This is a genomic window from Rhodopseudomonas sp. WA056, from assembly GCF_010906995.1.
Taxonomy (GTDB): domain Bacteria; phylum Pseudomonadota; class Alphaproteobacteria; order Rhizobiales; family Xanthobacteraceae; genus Rhodopseudomonas; species Rhodopseudomonas palustris_G.
The window spans coordinates 56693-72914 of the sequence record NZ_QPFS01000006.1 but is presented as its reverse complement, the minus strand read 5'-3'; the positions used below and the strand labels follow the sequence as shown (position 1 = coordinate 72914).

The following is a 16222-nucleotide window of genomic DNA, read 5'->3' as shown; positions in this document are numbered from 1 at the left end:
TCGTCGAGCGGCCGCAAGGGCGGCGGCGCGATCGTCGTGGTGATTCTGGCGATCGTGCTGATCCTGCTGGCCTGGCTGCTGTCGCAGGTGGTCAAGCTGGCGCTGTCGCGGTCGCGCGAATTTCTCGCCGACGCCGGATCGGTGGAGCTGACCAAGAATCCCGATGCGATGATCTCGGCGCTGCGCAAGATCGAGAACCGCGGCGAGCTGCCGGGCGCGACCTCGGCGGTGATGGAGATGTGCCTCGACAATCCGCGCTCCGGCTTCTCCGATCTGTTCGCCACCCACCCGTCGGTGGAATCCCGCGTCGATGCGCTGGTGAAATTCGCCGGCGGGCATTACCTGCCGCCGCTGCCCGCTCTGCCGGCGGCGAACGGGGAGGACGGCGCCAATGCGGCAGCCCCGGACGGTCCGAAGGACGACGCTGCGGCGCCGGCCGCAGCCGGGACGGTGCATGGTCCGTGGGGCGACGCGCCTGCGCCCAAGCGGTCGCTGCTGCGCGGGCCGTGGGGCTGGCGGAGCTGATCCGCGACGCGGCTCCCGCGATCGCCTCGCATCTGAACGAATTTGTTGAGGATCGCTCCCGTCATCGCCGCGCCGATTGAATTATCCCATGTTTCTGCCATGTTCGCGCCCAAAGCAGAGGTCTGCACCCCGGCCCCCGCGGCCGCGGTGGGGGATCGAACCGGCCCGAAAAGGAATCTCATGGCGAAGCCAGCAGTGATCGTCGTCGGCGCAGACAAGGGCGGCGTCGGCAAAACCACGGTGTCGCGCACCCTGCTCGACTATTTCAGCGCCAACAACGTCCCGACCCGCGCCTTCGACACCGAGTCGCCGCGCGGCACGCTGAAGCGCTTCCATCCCGACATCACCGAGATCGTCGACATGACGTCGACGGCCGACCAGATGAAGATCTTCGACACCCTGAACTCGGCGGTGCCGTCGGTGACCGTGATCGACGTCCGCGCCGGCCTGTTGTCGCCGGCGCTGGCGTCGCTCCGCGACATCGGCTTCCTCGACGCGGCGCGCTCCGGCCAGATCACCTTCGCGGTGTTCCACATCCTGGGGCCCTCGATCGCGTCATTGGACGAGATTGCCGAGACCGCCAACTTCATGATCGGCGCGAAGTACTTCTTGACGAAGAACTTCATCAACAACACCAGCTTCTTCGAGTGGGACCAGGCGACCTACAATTCGTACTTCCACCGCATCAAGGACGCCACCGAGCTGACGATTCCGAAGCTCAACGAAATGGCCTACGAGCAGGTCGAAGTGTCGTCGGTGCCGTTCCTGAAGTTCGTCGCCAACAAGGGCGTCAGCGGCGAGCCGGCCAACTACTCGTTCGTGCTGCGCGGCTATGTCCGGCACTGGCTCGCCAACGTCTGGAGCGAGTTCGACCGGATCAAGCTGACCGACATCGTCGGCAAGGACAAGAACGGGCGCGGCACCCCGGTGACCGACGAGCCGGGCGAGAAATAGTTCGCATCGCTGCGGAATCCGGCTATATCGGACGGCATTCCCGACCGATCCAGCCTGATGTCGCGCACCCCGGTTTACATTGTCTGTTCGCCGCGGCCGTTCGTCGGCAAGACCCTGATCGCTCGCGTGCTCACCGAATATCTGCTGCTGCAGCGCGGCGCGGTGCTGGCGTTCGACGTCAACGTCAAGGAGCCGTCGCTGCTCGACTATCTGCCGCGCGTCACCGAGACCGCACAGGTCGACGACACCTTCGGCAAGATGGCGCTGATGGACCGGCTGATCCTGGACGACGACCTCGCCAAGGTGGTCGACCTCGGCTTCCATGCCTTCGACGAGTTCTTCAACACGTTCGCGGAGATCGGCTTCATCAAGGAAGCGGCGCGGCGCCGGGTGGCACCGGTGGTGCTGTTCCTCGCCGACACCGACCGCAACTCGGCGCGCGCCTACGACCGCCTGCAGGACATCGTGCCGCCGCGGCAGCTCATCACCATCGACAACGAGCACATCCTGCTCGGCGAGCTGCCGGCGGTGTACCGCCACGGCCGGGTGATGCGAATCCGAGGGCTGCCACCGTTTCTGAAGACCTACATTGACCGCGTAAACTTCTCGTTCACCGGCTACCTGCGCGCCGAGCCCGACGCCTCCACCGAACTCAACCAGTGGATCCGTGGCAACTACACGACCTTCCGCGCGCTGGAGCTTGAGCTGACCCAGGGGCGGTAGTGCGGCTATCGCACCACAGACGGTGTTGCAGCTTGAGCGTTCATCCGCGATCTCGCCTTGCAGGCGGCGGGCTCCCTCGCCCCGCTCTTGCGGGGAGAGGGCTGGGGTGAGGGGCTACGGCCTCCCAGCGGATGCCGCAGCTTGCTGATGCAGTGCCCGGCCCCTCACCCGTATTGCTGCGCAATCCGACCTCTCCCCGCCATGCGGCGAGAGGTTAAGTCAATGCCCTTCGAACGCGACCAACGTCCGGACCGGGACGCCCATGGCGCGGATCTTGGCGGCGCCGCCAAGTTCGGGCAGATCGATGACGAAGCAGGCGGCGAGGACTTCGGCACCGATCTGGCGCAGCAGCTTGATGGCGCCTTCGGCGGTGCCGCCGGTCGCGATCAGATCGTCGACCAGGATCACCCGCTCACCCGGGGTGATGGCATCGACGTGGATCTCGATCTTGTCGGTGCCGTATTCCAGCGCGTCTTCCATTGACACGCAGGTATGCGGCAGCTTGCCCTTCTTGCGGATCGGCACGAAGCCTGACGAGACCTGATGGGCGATCGCGCCACCGATGATGAAGCCGCGCGCCTCGATCCCGGCGACCTTGTCGATCTTCGAACCCGCCCAGGGCTGCACCAGTTCGTCGATCGCGCGGCGGAACGCCCGCGGTTCGCCGAGCAGCGTGGTGATGTCGCGGAAGATGATCCCAGGCTTGGGATAGTCCGGAATCGCCCGGACGCTGGCTTTCAAATCGTTTGCAAACTCGGGGGTCATCGGCGCGGGTCTTTCGTTACGGATGGCGCAATTCGTCATTGGCGGGCGGGAGGCGCAAGTCGGGCAATTCGACTGAGTTGCCGCCGGGGGTGGTAGCAGAGCTCCCCCGGCGGGCCTTCGATCTGGATCAATCGCCGATGCCGGCCATTCGGCTTAGGCCGGCTGACCGAGCCGGAAGGCGTTCTCGACGATCCGCAGGCCGACCTCGCCGCCGAGCGACATCAGCGACTCGGGGTGGAACTGCACGCCGCCGACCGGCAGGGTGTTGTGCTCGATCGCCATCGCGATGCCGTCTTCGGTGGAGGCGGTGACGGTCAGTTCCTTCGGCATGTCGCGCATGTCGACATAGAGCGAGTGGTAGCGGCCGATCGTAACTTCGTTGGGCAAGCCACGCATCAGCGTACCGCCGCGCACCTGGATCCGCGACGGGCGGCCATGCGCAGGCTGCGCGAGCTGGCCGAGCGTGCCGCCGAAATACTCACCCATCGCCTGCACGCCGAGGCAGACGCCGAAGATCGGCAGCTTCTTGGCAAGCGCGGCGTCGATCGTGTCCTTGATCCTGAAGTCCTCGGGCCGGCCGGGACCGGGCGACAGCACCAGAAGATCATAGCTGTTCTCGGCCAGCATCTTCAGGCCGTGGACATAGCGCACCACGGTGACCTGGGCGCCGACCTGGCGAAAATAGTCGGCCAGCATGTGCACGAAGCTGTCGTCGTGGTCGACCAGCAGCACCTTCTTGCCCGAGCCGGTGGCATCCGGCGCCAGCGCGGACAGCGGCTTGGCCGGATCGCCGCGCAGCGCCTGGAACAGCGCCGCAGCCTTGACCTGGCATTCCTTGTCTTCGGCCACCGGATCGGAATCGAACAGGCAGGTGGCGCCGACCCGGACCTCGGCGAGGCCGTCCTTCATCCGGATCGTGCGGATGGTGAGGCCGGTATTGATCGAGCCGTCGAACCCGACCGCCCCGAAGGCGCCGGCGTACCAGCGCCGCGGGCTGCGCTCGTTGTCCTCGACGAACTGCATCGCCCACAGTTTCGGCGCGCCGGTGACCGTCACGGCCCAGGCGTGGGTCAGAAACGCGTCGAGCGCATCGAAGCCGGGGCGCAGCATGCCCTCGACGTGATCGACGGTGTGGAACAGCTTCGAATAGGTCTCGATCTGCCGCCGCGCCAGCACCTTGATGGTGCCCGGGACGCAGACCCGCGCCTTGTCGTTGCGGTCGACGTCGGTGCACATGTTGAGCTCGAACTCGTCCTTCTCCGAGTTCAGGAGCTTCTGGATCTGCTCGGCGTCGCTGATCGCGTCGACGCCGCGGGCGATGGTGCCGGAGATCGGGCAGGTCTCGATCCGGCGGCCATCGGAGCGGACGAACATCTCGGGCGAGGCCGACACCAGGAATTCGCCGTCGCCGAGATTGAGCAGGCCGCCATAGGGCGACGGATTGATCCGGCACAGCCGCTTGAACACTTCGGCCGGCGAGCGTTCGCACGGCTCGCCGAACAACTGGCCCGGCACCGCCTCGAACAGGTCGCCGCGGGCGAACGCCGCGCGCGCCTTCTCGACCACCTTGGGGTAGTCGCCCGGGGCGTGGTCGGCGAAACCCTGCCGGCCGGTCTGGGTGTAGACGCTCTCGGCGGTCTCGTTCGGCTGCCCGGCGGTGAACTGTCCCTTCCAGGCGAACTCGTAGGCGATGCTGACACCTCGGCCGGTGGCGCGGTCGTAGGCCAGCAGCCGGTCCGGCACGTACAGCACGATGTCGCGCTGGTCAGCCTCGCGGGCGCGCTTCTGCTTCAGGTCCTCGAACTGGAACACCAGGTCGTAGGCGAAGGCGCCGTACAGCCCGAGCATCGGATCGGCCGGCGAAGCGAACGCGGCGATGACGGCGCGCACCAGCGAGATCGCGCTGGCGCGGCGGGTGCGCTGCTCCTCGTCGACCGGGGCCTCGCCGCGGACAATGTGCCCCCTGATCTTGGTTGCGCAGGCCTGCTCGACCACCACGCAGGGCTCTTCAAGCTTGTCGGACAGGAACGCGATCAGCACCCGGCCGCGCGGATTGAGCGCCTCGATGGTGAATTTCTCGGCCCTGGTGGTCAGCGCCAGCGGCGGATCGGCGAAGCCGAGGTCGAAGCTCTCATAGCGACCCGGTACGGTTGTGCCGGACGACAGCATCACGCCGCGGCGGTGATCGAGCAGGTCGATCAGCTCGTCGAGCGCTTGGCCGCCGGTGAAAGGCTGGGCGCTGCGCGTCACCGCGAGGCCCGCGGCGGTCTTGTAGTCGCTGGTCGCGGGAAGCGAAAAAACGGTCCTGTTCATGGCATCCTCTTAAGCAACTTGCCGAAGGAACGCCACACAGGACAAACGAAAGCCGCCTCGCGTGGCGGCCTCAGGACGATCGGAAATTAACGGGATCGCACGGCCACCTCTGGTTACGAGGTGCGCCACCAACGACGTCTGAGCAGCGGGGTCGGGCGGAACGTGCGCATGGGCGGCAGACCATCACTCCGGCCGGGCGGAGTCAAGGGGCCACCGGCGCCTGCCGCCTGCAACCAAAGCAGCAAGGCACATGGCCGAGGCTGGAATATGCTGGTCACCTTGGCGGAGCGCTCCGATGAAGGTTCGAGACGTCATTCTGCTGATCGAGGCGGACGGGTGGATCCACATCGCTACCCGCGGAAGCCACCGGCAATTCAAACATCCTTGGAAGCCAGGCCGTGTTACGGTCGCCGGTAAGCCCTCCGATGATCTTGCCCCGGGCACATTTGCCAGTATCCTCAAACAGGCAGGCTTAAAGGAGCGGCGCTGATGCGCTACGCGGTCGTTATCGAACAAGCTGAGGGTAATTATTCGGCCTATGTGCCGGACCTTCCCGGATGCGTCGCGACCGGCGACAGCGTCGCTACCGTCGAGGTAGAGATCCGCGAGGCGATCCGGTTTCACATCGACGGCTTGAGAGAAGACGGCTTGCCTGTCCCGCAGCCGACCAGTCTGGCCGAGTACGTCGAGACCTGAAGTCACTCAACAACCGCCACCTGGAGCGCTTACTTGGCAGGTCGGCGCGTCTTACTCACGCACACCGCGCCCGTTAACCCGTCTTGCGTGCCACGATGTAGGGGCCGTGCGGGTTGGTGCCGAACACACGTTCGTCGGCGATCTCGAAGCCGGCATCGCGGATCGCCTGGCGCAGTGCGCTGCGGGTCAGGGTCTGGGCACGCGGGAACAGGCCGATGCTGCGGAGGACGAAGAACAGCGCGCGCAACTTGAAGCCCATCTCGGCAAAGCACCAGGTCTTGCTGATCAACAGCCCGCCCGGCTTCAGGTGGGCGTGGATCTGCGCCAGAGTGCCCGGCATGTCCGGCACCAGATGCAGCACCTGGAAGGCGCAGATCGCGTCGAACGGGCCGCCGTCGAAGGCGGTGGCGGCGTCGGCCTGGACGAAGCGCAGATTGTCCGGCGCCGGCTTGGCGCGGGCGATCCGCAACATCTCGGCCGAGAAGTCGGAGGCGATCCATTCGGCGGCGTGCGGCGCCAGCCGGATCGCGGCGGAGCCGGTGCCGCAGCCGATCTCCAGCACCCGGTCGGTCGGCCGCAGCCGCCCCGCCACGTCGGCCAGCATCGCGTCGAACGCGGCCGGATCCTTGATCGGCCGCGCCGCGTAGCGGTCGGCGACCTTGTCCCAGAATTTGGCGTTTGCGGCCTCGGCCATTCGCGGCTCCTCCCGTCCAGTCGTCACAGATACGGCTCGACGATGCCGCGCAGGTCGACCCGCGCCCGCATCCGCGTCGCCAGCATGTAGATGCCGCCGAACTTGCGCTGCAGGAACAGCGTGTCCATCGGCGGGATACGGAAATGCGCGCGGTCCGACGCCATCGCCATGCCGGCTTCGCGCATCCGCACCGCCAGATCGCTGACGCCGAAATCGAACGGCGCATCCTGCCGCAGCGGCTGCAGCGACATTTCGAACATCTCGAGCATCGCCTGCTCCAGCCGCGCCGGCACGCCGTCGGCGAGAAAGCCGATGTCGCGCGCAGCGGCGCGGATGCCGGGGCGATCGCCGCTCAGCCCGGCGCGCAGCAGGCGGCGATACAGCTCGGCGAACTCCGGCGGGAAGGCGCGGGTGGCGCCGAAATCCAGCAGCAGCACCTGCCCGGTCGCCGGCGCGTAGCGGTAGTTGGCGAAGTTCGGATCGGTCTGCATCAGCCGGAATTCGAACAGCTCGCGGAACAAGAGCACGATCAGCAGCGTCAGCACCCGGTCGCGCTCCGCCTGCGGCGCCGCGGCGAGGCTGTCGACCGGGCTGCCGTCGACATAGCTCATCGCCAGGACGTTCGGCGCCGTCAGATCGGGGTGCAGCTCGGGCACGCGGAATTCCGGCCGGTCGGCGAGCAGCGCGCCGAAGCTCGACAGGCAGCGGCCCTCGCGCTCGTAATCGGCCTCTTCGTGCAACTGGCGCTTGGCCTCGGCGATCATCGGCGCGATGTCGACGCCGCCCGGCACCAGGCCGGCGACGCGCATCAGCGAGGCGACGTTGTTGACGTCGGAATCGATGCTGCGGCGGACGCCGGGATACTGCACCTTGATCGCCAGATCGCGGCCGTCCCTGGTCCGCGCCCGATGGACCTGGCCGATCGAGGCCGCCGCGATCGGCTCGGCGTCGAATTCGGCAAAGCGCTGCTGCCAGTTACGGCCCCACGCTTCGGTCAGCACCCGCCTGAGCTGCGGCACCGGCATGTGGTGCGCTTCCGAGCGCAGCCGGCCGAGGATTTCGGCCAGTTCCGGCGGCAGCATGTCGCCGGCGTCCATCGAGATTAGCTGGCCAACCTTCATTGCGGCGCCGCGCATCTGCGCCAGCCGGTCGGCGACCTTGAGCGCATTCGCCGGGGTCAGCAGCAGTTCGTCCATCCGGGGGCGCTGCCCGCGGACGAGCTGACCGGCAACATCGGCGGCGACGTTGCCCGCGATGGAGGAAGCCAGCCCGCCCAGCTTGGCGAGCCGCGACAGCCGCGAGCTCGGCACGGCGAGCGCCTTCCTCTCGATCTTCCGATGCGGCATCGTGGCTCCTTCAGGGCGGCACCAACTGCAATGAATGGGGTGGCGCGGGGGACGAGCGGGTTCGGGACCCGGCTCTGGCTGAGCCTTCATTGCCGCCTGCGGCTCTGACCGTCTGTGATCATGTCACCCCGATCGCCGCCCACCGCCTCGCCGATTGTCCACGGAACGCCGGCGCCGCTCGTGCATTGATGCTGCGCATGCCGGGTGACAACCGGCCGCAACGGAGATGGCGGACGTGGCTCATTTTGCCGGTTTCTGGCCACGACACCAACGCATCGGTACGCGCTGACGCCTAACCCGTTCCCGGCATGCATCCTCTCCGGCCCCAAGGAAGGCTGGGGATAACGGTGACAACTCCCGGCAATCGCGATCCCGCCGCGATCAGAAGGAACTCGCGCCCTGATCGACGGATTGGTGTCCTTGTTGATGCCATCGCCAGCATGATCAGCGGGACACTCTCATGCCGACCCCCTTGGACAAGCAGATCGACCGGATCGTCGCGGAAAGCGGCGGCAGCGTTCACGAGGCGCTACGCGCGCTGATGCAGGTCAACGAACACCTCGAGGCCGAGTTGGCCCGGCTCCGCGCCGCGGTGATTTTCAGCTACGCGGTGGGCGACAGCGGGCAACTCCACTAGCGCCAGCTTCCCGGCGGCGTTCATGCCTTCTTCAAGAATTCCGTCCGCAGTACCAAACCCTTGATCTTGTCGGTGCGGCCCTCGATCTCGTCTTCGCTGTCGGTGAGGCGGATGCCGCGGATCATCGTGCCGCGCTTCAGCACGGTGGACGAGCCCTTCAGCTTCAGATCCTTGATGAGGGAGACGTTGTCGCCATCGGCGAGCAGCGCGCCGTTGCAATCCCTGACTTCGATGCTCATGGGTCGGTTCCTTCAGTTTGGTGGCGCAAAGCCAAAGCAGGAATGCCGTCCCGGCGCAATGTTGCGGCGGGCGCATTCAAACGAAAAGCGCGAGGCGGATTGCTCCGCCCCGCGCTTCGTCGCAGGCTGAAAAGCTCAGAACCGGTAGGTGATGCCGGTGCCGATCAGCCACGGATCGAGATTGACCTTGCCGGTGATCGGCGTGCCGCCAGCGAGCGTGCCGCTCCACTCGGGACGCAGCCACAGCTTCTTGACGTCGACGTTGATGCCCCAGTGCTGATCGATCATGTAGTCGAAACCGATCTGCACCGCCGGCGCGAACGCGTCCTTGAGGTGGCTGTCGATCACGGTGCAGCAGGCCGCGCTCTGGCTGAAGAAGAAGGTGTAGTTCACGCCGGCGCCGACATAAGGCTTGAACGCGCCGAACTCGGTGAAGTGATACTGCAGCGTCAGGGTCGGCGGCAGCAGCCAGGCCTTGCCGACGTCGATGCCGGTGAGCGAGCCCGCGCCGGAAACGCTGTGGCGGGTGACGCCGAGGATCAGTTCGGCGGCGATGTTCTTGGTGAAGAAGTAGGTGATGTCGAGCTCGGGCACGAGCGCGTCGGAGGTCTTCAGCGACGAGCCGGCAATCTGATCGACATAGCCCGAATCCCGGGGCACCACGCCCAGCGCGCGCAGGCGGATCATCCACGGGCTGGATTCCGCCACCACCGGCGCCTTGTAGATCGGTCGGGTGGCGAGATCGGCGGCGTCGGCGGAGGCCGGCGCGAGGTTGAACGCCGCCGCCAAAGCCAGCGCCGACACTGCAGTCAGAAATTTGGTCATAGGTGCCCCTTTTGAAGCTCGTTCGCGTGAGCGGGAGTTCACGCTGAGGTGCACAAATGCCTGTGAGGGAGGGGCGGGTTTGATCTGGATCAAACGACGGCGCAATTGCTGCGACATTGGGCCGCGCGTGACTTTTGGGTCACGGATTCGCTTACCGCAGCGCGCAAAGTACCGCCAGCTCGCGCCCTGAATTCCAGGCTTCGGGCATAGCCAAGCCGTCGCAAGGGCTTACGGGCGCTCGGGATTCCGCATCATGTATTCGCCGAGGTTGCGCTGGGCGCGGTTGGCACGGCTGAGGGCGTTGGAGCGCTGCACGTCGCGGTCCTTGCGGCAGGCGACGTATTCGGGCGAACCGGCTGCGACGCCGTTCTGCCGGCAGAAGGCGTCATCGTCGCCGAGATCGGCCGGCGCATCGTTGCGGCTGGCGCAGCCGGCGAGCGCGAGCGCGACGACCGCCAGGACGATCAGGCGTTTCGAGGTTGATGGCATCCAAGGTCCCCAGAGCACGGGCCATTCCGGGGCACTCGCGAAGCGAGCGAACCCGGACTCTCGTGGCAACAACGTCTGGATTCCGGGTTCGCGCGTGACACGCGCGCCCCGGAATGACGTTGCGAGGCTTTGTCTAACCCGAATTGCGGAGTTTGTAAGTCCGCAAGTCGGCCCCTCCCCAGGCTCAGCTATGGCTCTTCAGCGCCGAGGAGATGTCGTCGAGCGCGGTGGGGTCTTCGATCGTGGCCGGCATCGTCCAGGCGTCGCCGTCGGCGATCTTCTTGATGGTGCCGCGCAGGATCTTGCCGGAGCGGGTCTTCGGCAGCCGCGGCACGGTGACGGCCAGCTTGAACGCCGCGACCGGGCCGAGCTTGTCGCGCACCAGCTTGACGATCTCCTTCTCGATCTCGGCCGGATCGCGGGCAACGCCGCTCTTCAGCACGATCAGGCCGCACGGCACCTCGCCCTTGATCGGATCGTTGATGCCGAGCACGGCGCATTCGGCGACGTCCGGATGCGAGGCCAGGATCTCCTCCATGCCGCCGGTCGACAGCCGGTGGCCGGCGACGTTGATGATGTCGTCGGTGCGACCCATCACGAAGACGTAGCCGTCGTCATCGACATAGCCGGCGTCGGAGGTCTTGTAGTAGCCGGGGAAGTCGGCGAAGTAGCTCTCGCGGCAGCGCTCGTCCTGCTGCCACAGCGTCGGCAGGTTGCCGGGCGGCAGCGGCAGCTTGATCACGATCGAGCCCATCGTCCCCGCCGGCACCGGCTTGGCGCCCTCGTCGACGACTTCGAGCTTGTAGCCGGGCATCGGCACCGTCGGCGAGCCGTGCTTGACCGGCAACAGGCCGAGGCCGACCGGATTGCCGGCGATGCACCAGCCGGTTTCGGTCTGCCACCAGTGATCGATCACCGGCACCTTGAGCTGCTGCTCGGCCCATTCCACCGTCGGCGGATCGGCGCGTTCGCCCGCCAGGAACAGGGTGCGGAATTTCGACAGATCGTATTTGCGGATGAAGCTGCCGTCGCCGTCTTCCTTGCGGATCGCGCGGAACGCGGTCGGCGCCGTGAACAGCGCCACCGCGCCGTGCTCGGCGATCACCCGCCAGAACGCGCCGGCGTCGGGGGTGCCGACCGGCTTGCCTTCGTACATGATCGTGGTCGCGCCGTGGATCAGCGGGCCGTAGATGATGTAGCTGTGGCCGACCACCCAGCCGATGTCGGAGGCGCACCACCACACTTCGCCCGGCTTGATGCCGTAGAGGTTTTCCATCGTCCATTTCAGCGCGACGAGATGGCCGCCATTGTCGCGGACCACGCCCTTCGGCTTACCGGTCGTGCCGGAGGTGTAGAGGATGTACAGCGGATCGGTGGCGTCGACCGCGACACACTCGGCTTTCTTGCCGGCGGCGAGCGCCTGCTCGCGCAGGCCTGCCCAGTCGTGATCGCGGCCCGGCTTCAGCTCGCAATCCTGCTGCGGCCGCTTCAGGATGATGCAGGCTTCCGGCTTCACCGAAGCGAGTTCGATCGCCTCGTCCAGCAGCGGCTTGTACTTGACGATGCGGCCCGGCTCGATGCCGCAGCTCGCCGACAGGATCAGCTTCGGCTTTGCATCCTCGATACGGGTGGCGAGCTCCTTGGCGGCGAAGCCGCCGAACACCACCGAATGCACCGCGCCGATACGGGCGCAGGCCAGCATCGCCACCATCGATTCCGGCACCATCGGCATATAGAGGATGACGCGGTCACCCTTCTGCACGCCGAAATCCTGCATGATCGCGGCGAGCGTCTGCACCTCGCGCAGCATCTCGGCATAGGTGAATTTGGACGTCGTGCCGGTCAGCGGCGAGTCGTGGATCAGCGCGAGCTGATCGGCACGGCCGCTGGCGACGTGGCGGTCGAGCGCGTTGTAGCAGGTGTTGACCTTGGCGCCGGGAAACCAGCGGCCGTACAGGCCGAGCGAGGCATCGAACACCTTGGTGGGCGGCTCGATCCAGTCGATGCTCTGCGCGACCTCTCCCCAGAAACCCTCCGGGTCGGCCAGCGAGCGGGCATGAACTTCGCGGTAACGGCTGTTGTCATGGATAGTCATGGCGTCACGCTCCCGTGGATCTCAAGGCGGTTTGCCCGCCATGTCCGGCTTTTAGGCGCGGTACGCAACCCCGCCTTTGTTCCTAATCAAGCCGCATCCTTTGGTTCGGTCCGGCCCGGGCGGCATTGTGGCGAGCTGCCAACGGGTTGCAAGCGCCTGCCGGAGAGCTGGGGTCGACGTCTAGCCGCCGCCCGCTCCCGACAATTGCCGCAGGCGTGCTTCCAGAGCGGCGCGCAGATCGTAGCCGGGACGGCCGAAGCCGGCGTCGCGCGCGGCAACGAAGGAAGTGTGTGCCTTCTTCAGCGCCCGCAGTACCGCCGGCTGGCCGGCGCTGTCGCGGAGCGCCCGGCGGTACTGAGCGTCGATCCGCCGGTCGAGATCGGCCAGCGCCGGATCGGCGCAGATCGCCTTGTCCACAGCCTTGCGGGCGCCGCGGCAGTCGAAGCTCGGCCTGCCGGCCAATGCCTGCTGCATTCCGGCGCGTTCGACCTCGAGCGCCAGCGCCTTGTGGTTGGCACGCGCCGCGACGTGACCAGGCCGCAGCTTCAGGGCGGCGGCGAAATCGGTCAACGCCTTGCGCGCATCGCCCTTGCCGCGCCACAGCTCGCCGCGGGCATTGAGCGCGTCGGGCTGTTTCGGATCGACCCGCAGCGCATCGTCGTAGTCGGCGATGGCGCGATCGACCTGACCGATCCGGGCGTGGGCGGCGGCCCGCGCCAGCAACGCCTTGACGCGCTGCTCCCGATCGGTCTCGCGGCTGTCGATCACCTTGCTGCACAGCGCGATGGTGTGCCGATCGTCCGGCAGGTTCGCCGCGGCCAGGCACGCGCCCGGATCAGCGGTCGGATCGTCCGGCGGCTCGCCACCGGTGGCGAACGCCGGGGGCCCGGCGACAGCCGCTGCGATCAGGAGACTCGCGGCAATGAAAACAACGCGCATCGATAGAACTACCGCTTCGTACTTCAAATCAGCGTCGTTTCATTCCTCTTCGTCGTGCCCGGGCTTGACCCGGGCATCCACGTCTTTCAAGCGCGCCGTGCACTTGTCCGTGGATGGCCGGGTCAAGCCCGGCCATGACGTGGGGAAGCGTGAAGCGCTGCTGCTTAGTTCACCTTCAGCGTCAGGCCGCCGTCGACCACCAGTTCGATGCCGGTGACGTATTTGGATTCGTCGCTGGCGAGAAACAATGCGGCATTTGCAACGTCCCAGGCTTCGCCCATATGGCCCATCGGCACCTGGGCGTCGCGCGCGCGCCACATCGCGTCGACATCGCCGCCCGCATAGCTGGCGGCGAGGCCGGCGGAGTGCGCCACCATCGGGGTCTTCATCAGCCCCGGCAGGATCGCATTCACGCGGATATGGTCCTTGGCATATTCCCCCGCAGTGTTGCGGGTCAGCGCGTTCATCGCCGCCTTCGAGGCCGCGTAGCTGACATAGGAGATGCCGAGATATCTGATCGACGCGATCGACGAGATGTTGATGATCGACCCGCCACCCTGACGTTGCATTACCGGCACGACGTACTTCATCGCCAGATAGGCGCTCTTCAGATTGATCGCGAACACCCGGTCCCAATCGGCCTCGGAGACGTCGACGACGCCGCCGGTCTCCGCAATGCCGACATTGTTGTCGAGCACGTCGATGCCGTCCCAGGCCTTGACGCAGGCCGCGACCATCGCCTCGACGTCGGCGGCGCGGCTGACGTCGGCGGCAAACGCGATGCCGCGACCGCCTTCGGCCTTGATGATGTCGACGGTCTCCTCTGCGGCGGCGAGATTGCGATCGACGCAGAACACCTGCGCGCCTTCTCGGGCGAACGTCACCGCGGTCGCCTTGCCGTTACCCCAGCCGGGACCGATCGAACCGGCGCCGACCACCAGCGCGGTTTTGCCGTTCAGACGTTGCATACTTCTTGTTCCACTACACGTTACGCGGATCGCAGGCACAGACCCGCGCCGACACGTGGCCGAGCGGCGGCGGGACCTGCGACGAGCGGTGCTTACGGCGTCCCGTGGGTGAGATCAAACACCTTCTTCTGGTGGGCGACAGCCTGCTTGGCGCTGGCGCTCTGGGTCAGGAGCCCGAGCGAATCGGCGTCGTCGTCGGCCACCGGCGTCAGCGCCTGATCGGTGTAGGCGAGCCGGTCCGGATCGCGCGCGACGCGGACGCCAATCGCCGCGACGGCGGCGAATGCCGCCAGGATCGCGGCGGTCTTGCGTACGCTGTCGAACACGAAGCGCGGCCAGAACAGCAGCGGGTGCGGCGCGGCGAGACCCGGACGCCGCTCCGACGGATGCCGCTGCCGGAACAGCCCGCATTGCAGCGGATGCACGTTCTCCACCCGCACGGCGGTCGAGAAGATCGCCAGCAGCTTGACCAGGCTGCTGAGCTTGATGCCGGTCGCCGCGGCGCGGCGCAGCAGCGTCTCGATGTGCTCGGGCGTGTAGTAGCGGCTCCACGCCTCCTGATAGATCGCCTCCCATTCGGGCCGCGACATCAACGGATGCGCGGTGCAGACGTGTTCGACGTCGTAGGTGTTGAGATCGGAATCCATCGCCACGCCGGCGCGCCACAGCGTCTGGTGATCCTCCGAGCCCGGCAGCGGCGTCAAGCAGAAGAACTCCATCACGTCGATCGGCAGTTCGCGCTTGATGATGTCGATGTCGGCGCGGATCGATTCCGGTGTGTCGGCCGGAAAGCCGAGGATGTAGCCGGCCAGCGTGATGATGCCGTGATCCTTCCAGGCCAGCAGCATCGCGCGATATTCGGTGATCTTGTTCTGCCGCTTGTTGGCGGTGATCAGGTTGGCCGGGTTGATGTTCTCCAGCCCGATGAACACCCGGGTCACGCCGGCGCGCTTGGTCTTCTCGATGAAGCGCGGAATCTTGTGGCACAGCGTGTCGACCTGGATCATGAAGCCGAGCGGCAGGCCCTCGGATTCGCGCAGCTCGATCAGCCGGTCGAGGATCGCCTCCCAATCCTTGTTGCGGGCGAAGTTGTCGTCGGTGATGAAGTACTTGCTGATGCCCTGCGCCCAGTTCCGGCGCACCATCGCCTCGATATCGTCGGGCGTGCGGTAGCGCGACTTGCGGCCCTGCACGTTGATGATGGTGCAGAACGAGCACTGGTACGGACAGCCGCGCCCGGCATCGACGCTGGTCGACAGGCCGAGCGTCCGCTTCACGGTGGCGAGCGGCAGATACGGCGCCGGCACGCCCTCGATCCCGGGCAGGTCGTTGAGGAAGTTGTAGACCGGCTGCAGCCTTCCGGCGGCAGCGTCCTGCAGCACGTCGTCGAGCCGGCCGCCCTCGGCCTCGCCGGCGAACATCGACACGCCCATCTCGCGGCACTCGTCGAGCCCGATCGCCTTGCCGTCGAGCATCGCCAGGCAACCGGAGACGTGAAACCCGCCCATCACCACCGGCACGCCGCGGGCGCGGAACGGCCGGGCGATGTCGAGCGCGCGCGGATATTGGTTGGACTGCACCCCGACCAGCGCCACCAGACCGAAATTGCCGTTGCGGGCGAAGCGATCGAGCAGCGCCGGAACATCGATTCGGGTATTGAATTCGTCCATCGCCTCGATCTCGAACTCGACATCGGCGCCGAGCACCTGGCGTGCGGCGACATCGGCTGCGATGCCGTACAGCGTGGCGAGCGAATTGGAGGGGATGATCCCGCGCCACCAGCGCAGGACGTAGCCGTCGTCGTCGTAATGCGACGGCTTGATCAGCAGCAGTATGAACTTCCGCTTCGCGCATGCGACCGGACCCATCGGTGACACCTTTCCCTGGAACCGGCCGAGCGCCCGCCGAGCGGGCGATCTGTATCGCCCGCACTGTGCCTGCGCTTCGGCTGAGACCGCAAGCGATTATTCGGAAGCAAGGGGGGCGTTATTCAACCGGCAGCAATGCGCTGAAA

17 protein-coding genes are annotated in these 16222 nt (G+C 66.6%); 6 read left to right on the top strand and 11 right to left on the bottom strand.

Features of this window, described 5'->3' with window-relative positions; translation table 11 throughout:
• The 3 genes from DU475_RS02835 to DU475_RS02825 form a co-directional block, all read left to right on the top strand.
• The coding region (locus DU475_RS02835) for a M48 family metalloprotease (protein ID WP_164630552.1) at positions 1-525 on the top strand (525 nt) is incomplete at its 5' end.
• A 180-nt stretch (positions 526-705) separates the two neighbouring features.
• Positions 706-1479 (top strand): P-loop NTPase family protein, encoded by a 774-nt coding sequence (locus DU475_RS02830; protein WP_011160028.1) that lies wholly within the window; start codon positions 706-708, stop codon positions 1477-1479.
• A gap of 57 nt (positions 1480-1536) precedes the next feature.
• Positions 1537-2202 (top strand): hypothetical protein, encoded by a 666-nt coding sequence (locus DU475_RS02825; protein ID WP_142883564.1) that lies wholly within the window; start codon positions 1537-1539, stop codon positions 2200-2202.
• Between the two features lie 219 nt (positions 2203-2421).
• Here DU475_RS02825 and DU475_RS02820 read toward each other — a convergent pair whose 3' ends face one another.
• Entirely contained in the window at positions 2422-2967 is a 546-nt protein-coding gene (locus DU475_RS02820; RefSeq protein WP_164630550.1) for an adenine phosphoribosyltransferase, read from the bottom strand.
• A 153-nt stretch (positions 2968-3120) separates the two neighbouring features.
• On the bottom strand, positions 3121-5280 hold the full coding sequence (locus DU475_RS02815) for an anthranilate synthase component I (protein ID WP_047307919.1): 2160 nt from the start codon (positions 5278-5280) through the stop codon (positions 3121-3123).
• Positions 5281-5575: 295 nt separating this feature from the next.
• On the opposite strand from DU475_RS02815, the gene DU475_RS02810 reads away from it, so the two are divergent.
• A complete protein-coding gene (locus DU475_RS02810; RefSeq protein WP_142883565.1) occupies positions 5576-5770 on the top strand; it encodes a type II toxin-antitoxin system HicA family toxin in 195 nt (64 codons plus the stop codon).
• Positions 5770-5976 (top strand): type II toxin-antitoxin system HicB family antitoxin, encoded by a 207-nt coding sequence (locus tag DU475_RS02805; protein WP_164630548.1) that lies wholly within the window; start codon positions 5770-5772, stop codon positions 5974-5976. The genes DU475_RS02810 and DU475_RS02805 overlap by 1 nt, the downstream gene beginning before the upstream one ends.
• Before the next feature lie 73 nt (positions 5977-6049).
• Here DU475_RS02805 and DU475_RS02800 read toward each other — a convergent pair whose 3' ends face one another.
• Both DU475_RS02800 and DU475_RS02795 read right to left on the bottom strand, forming a co-directional pair.
• On the bottom strand, positions 6050-6670 hold the full coding sequence (locus DU475_RS02800) for a class I SAM-dependent methyltransferase (protein ID WP_164630546.1): 621 nt from the start codon (positions 6668-6670) through the stop codon (positions 6050-6052).
• Between the two features lie 23 nt (positions 6671-6693).
• Positions 6694-8016, bottom strand: coding sequence for an ABC1 kinase family protein (locus tag DU475_RS02795; protein WP_164630544.1), 1323 nt, complete (start codon positions 8014-8016; stop codon positions 6694-6696).
• 472 nt (positions 8017-8488) lie between these two features.
• On the opposite strand from DU475_RS02795, the gene DU475_RS24015 reads away from it, so the two are divergent.
• On the top strand, positions 8489-8653 hold the full coding sequence (locus DU475_RS24015) for a hypothetical protein (protein WP_205524198.1): 165 nt from the start codon (positions 8489-8491) through the stop codon (positions 8651-8653).
• A 20-nt stretch (positions 8654-8673) separates the two neighbouring features.
• Here DU475_RS24015 and DU475_RS02790 read toward each other — a convergent pair whose 3' ends face one another.
• The 7 genes from DU475_RS02790 to DU475_RS02760 all read right to left on the bottom strand — a co-directional run bounded on the left by DU475_RS02790 (position 8674) and on the right by DU475_RS02760 (position 16076).
• Positions 8674-8892, bottom strand: coding sequence for an alkylphosphonate utilization protein (locus DU475_RS02790; protein WP_011160033.1), 219 nt, complete (start codon positions 8890-8892; stop codon positions 8674-8676).
• Positions 8893-9027: 135 nt separating this feature from the next.
• A complete protein-coding gene (locus DU475_RS02785) occupies positions 9028-9717 on the bottom strand; it encodes an OmpW/AlkL family protein (protein ID WP_047307914.1) in 690 nt (229 codons plus the stop codon).
• Between the two features lie 228 nt (positions 9718-9945).
• Positions 9946-10206, bottom strand: a complete 261-nt coding sequence (locus DU475_RS02780) for a hypothetical protein (RefSeq protein WP_047307913.1) — start codon at positions 10204-10206, stop codon at positions 9946-9948.
• 184 nt (positions 10207-10390) lie between these two features.
• Positions 10391-12301 (bottom strand): propionyl-CoA synthetase, encoded by a 1911-nt coding sequence (locus DU475_RS02775; RefSeq protein WP_013504351.1) that lies wholly within the window; start codon positions 12299-12301, stop codon positions 10391-10393.
• A 180-nt stretch (positions 12302-12481) separates the two neighbouring features.
• A complete protein-coding gene (locus tag DU475_RS02770) occupies positions 12482-13240 on the bottom strand; it encodes a tetratricopeptide repeat protein (RefSeq protein WP_164630542.1) in 759 nt (252 codons plus the stop codon).
• Between the two features lie 164 nt (positions 13241-13404).
• Entirely contained in the window at positions 13405-14208 is an 804-nt protein-coding gene (locus tag DU475_RS02765; protein WP_164630540.1) for an SDR family NAD(P)-dependent oxidoreductase, read from the bottom strand.
• Positions 14209-14300: 92 nt separating this feature from the next.
• The gene (locus tag DU475_RS02760; protein WP_164630538.1) at positions 14301-16076 is read right to left on the bottom strand and encodes a B12-binding domain-containing radical SAM protein; all 1776 of its coding nucleotides are present in this window, start codon (positions 16074-16076) and stop codon (positions 14301-14303) included.
• Positions 16077-16222: the final 146 nt, after the last annotated feature.

Coding starts and splice junctions, on each gene's coding strand:
- DU475_RS02825 (WP_142883564.1), top strand. CDS start 1,537: ATGTCGCGCACCCCGGTTTACATTGTCTGTTCGCCGCGGCCGTTCGTC.
- DU475_RS02765 (WP_164630540.1), bottom strand. CDS start 14,208: ATGCAACGTCTGAACGGCAAAACCGCGCTGGTGGTCGGCGCCGGTTCG.
- DU475_RS02785 (WP_047307914.1), bottom strand. CDS start 9,717: ATGACCAAATTTCTGACTGCAGTGTCGGCGCTGGCTTTGGCGGCGGCG.
- DU475_RS02815 (WP_047307919.1), bottom strand. CDS start 5,280: ATGAACAGGACCGTTTTTTCGCTTCCCGCGACCAGCGACTACAAGACC.
- DU475_RS02760 (WP_164630538.1), bottom strand. CDS start 16,076: ATGGGTCCGGTCGCATGCGCGAAGCGGAAGTTCATACTGCTGCTGATC.
- DU475_RS02770 (WP_164630542.1), bottom strand. CDS start 13,240: ATGCGCGTTGTTTTCATTGCCGCGAGTCTCCTGATCGCAGCGGCTGTC.
- DU475_RS02810 (WP_142883565.1), top strand. CDS start 5,576: ATGAAGGTTCGAGACGTCATTCTGCTGATCGAGGCGGACGGGTGGATC.
- DU475_RS02780 (WP_047307913.1), bottom strand. CDS start 10,206: ATGCCATCAACCTCGAAACGCCTGATCGTCCTGGCGGTCGTCGCGCTC.
- DU475_RS02805 (WP_164630548.1), top strand. CDS start 5,770: ATGCGCTACGCGGTCGTTATCGAACAAGCTGAGGGTAATTATTCGGCC.
- DU475_RS02820 (WP_164630550.1), bottom strand. CDS start 2,967: ATGACCCCCGAGTTTGCAAACGATTTGAAAGCCAGCGTCCGGGCGATT.
- DU475_RS02790 (WP_011160033.1), bottom strand. CDS start 8,892: ATGAGCATCGAAGTCAGGGATTGCAACGGCGCGCTGCTCGCCGATGGC.
- DU475_RS02795 (WP_164630544.1), bottom strand. CDS start 8,016: ATGCCGCATCGGAAGATCGAGAGGAAGGCGCTCGCCGTGCCGAGCTCG.
- DU475_RS02800 (WP_164630546.1), bottom strand. CDS start 6,670: ATGGCCGAGGCCGCAAACGCCAAATTCTGGGACAAGGTCGCCGACCGC.
- DU475_RS02775 (WP_013504351.1), bottom strand. CDS start 12,301: ATGACTATCCATGACAACAGCCGTTACCGCGAAGTTCATGCCCGCTCG.
- DU475_RS02830 (WP_011160028.1), top strand. CDS start 706: ATGGCGAAGCCAGCAGTGATCGTCGTCGGCGCAGACAAGGGCGGCGTC.